General features: G+C 32.7%; 2 protein-coding genes. Both read right to left on the bottom strand.

The features are described from left to right. Positions 1-562, bottom strand: a 562-nt coding sequence (locus QI30_RS20235; RefSeq protein WP_148113938.1) for a ParA family protein, incomplete at its 3' end; no start/stop codon positions are given. Positions 563-756: 194 nt separating this feature from the next. Continuing rightward, positions 757-1,170, bottom strand: coding sequence for a hypothetical protein (locus tag QI30_RS20230; protein WP_126992147.1), 414 nt, complete (start codon positions 1,168-1,170; stop codon positions 757-759). Positions 1,171-1,497: the final 327 nt, after the last annotated feature.

Here is a 1,497-nt window from a genome sequence, read left to right as displayed (position 1 = left end):
ACATCTTTTTTGCGCCTTCTAGCGAGTGTTTTTGCGTCTGTACAACAAAAACAGCGTAATCTGAGGCACACAGCGCAACATCTGTGACAATAGAAATTGTTGGAGGGATATCAATGACGATAATATCGTATTTAAATTTAATCTTTTGTAGGAGCTCAGAAAAGTACCAGAGTTCCTCACTTTTATTTTGTAAAGGCAACGTATCTGCCCAATCTATAATTTGGTCATTGTGAGGCAACAAATCTAAGTTCTCGATAATATGGTAGATAGAATCCTCTAAATCCCCAGTTTTTATGGCATCCATGAAGCTTTTTTGAATGATAATGTCCGTGGCATGCGCTTGTCTATGGGTTTGCATCATGATATCTGTGGCATTGGCTTGTGAATCCAAGTCTATTAATAAAGTACGCTTTCCTAATGTAGCAAATTCGTAAGCAGCCATGCATGCGTTCGTCGTTTTACCAGATCCTCCTTTCGAATTACAAAACATAATCACTTGCCCATCATTCAATTCTTCGTATTCTTCGTCTTTAGAAGTAGAAAATGTCTTTAACTTACCCATATTTCCATCCTTTCTGAATCATTTGATTGTACTTATTTTCGACTTCGTTACATAAGGTGCATCCTTATAGGATATATCAGTAATATCCAGGTGTTAATCATTGACTAACATTTGAAAGGGCAAAAAATAAGTGAGAGTGATATCTCACTTAAAGATTAACATTCAACAATTGTGTTAGTCAATGATTAACACTTTTATTTTTTTATAAAATTTTCTAGATCATTATTATGTTGTAAAATAGCAGCGAACAACACTGATTTTACAACAAATGAAAAGAATACTCTTCCTCTTGTTTCTTTAATCAGATTTTCTTGTAGCATTTTCATCTTCTGGAATACCGTTTTATCAATTGCTAAAGTTGTTCTCATGCTTTCAAATTGTGGATCTTTGTTATCTGTAATGCCAGGCACTGAAGTTTTTTTATCATTGAGTAATTCCCAATCTATTTGATTTACTACTGGCTCAATTTTTTTAAAAGCTTCTCCTATGAGAAAACCATCTGATATAGGTATCTCTGAATCGCCATAAAAAATCTTCTTCAATTCTTTTAGGGCAATGACACTCTCTCTGTTAAGCTTTATGCCCAGTCGTTCATTTTTTTCTGACATTGAATTCTCCTTTCTATTCATCTCTGATTAACTATAAAATAACTTTTCTATTTGTTCAATAAGCCATAAATTTTGCACTTAAAAGTTTTATTACATATATCAATTCATTAAGTAAACGTCATAATTTTCTATAATCTTGAGACAACTATTTTGAAAAGAACCTAAAAATGAAATGGAAAGACGTATCACAGCATACAAAAATGAGTACGTATGTAACTACGTACTCATTGAGGTTTATCTGGATTTGTATAAAATGGTTTTTCTTCATAGTTTGTGACATCATATTGTCCAACTGTCTTATAAGTAGAAGGCTTTTCCTCACTTTGC

The sequence above is a fragment of the Candidatus Kurthia intestinigallinarum genome (genome assembly GCF_003991225.1).
Lineage (GTDB): Bacteria > Bacillota > Bacilli > Bacillales_A > Planococcaceae > Kurthia > Kurthia populi.
Note: the sequence above shows the minus strand (reverse complement) of the source record. Positions and strands in the feature narration are given on the sequence as shown.

Bases quoted from the DNA above. Each gene is read 5' to 3' on its own strand.
- QI30_RS20230 (WP_126992147.1), bottom strand. From the start codon at position 1,170: ATGTCAGAAAAAAATGAACGACTGGGCATAAAGCTTAACAGAGAGAGT.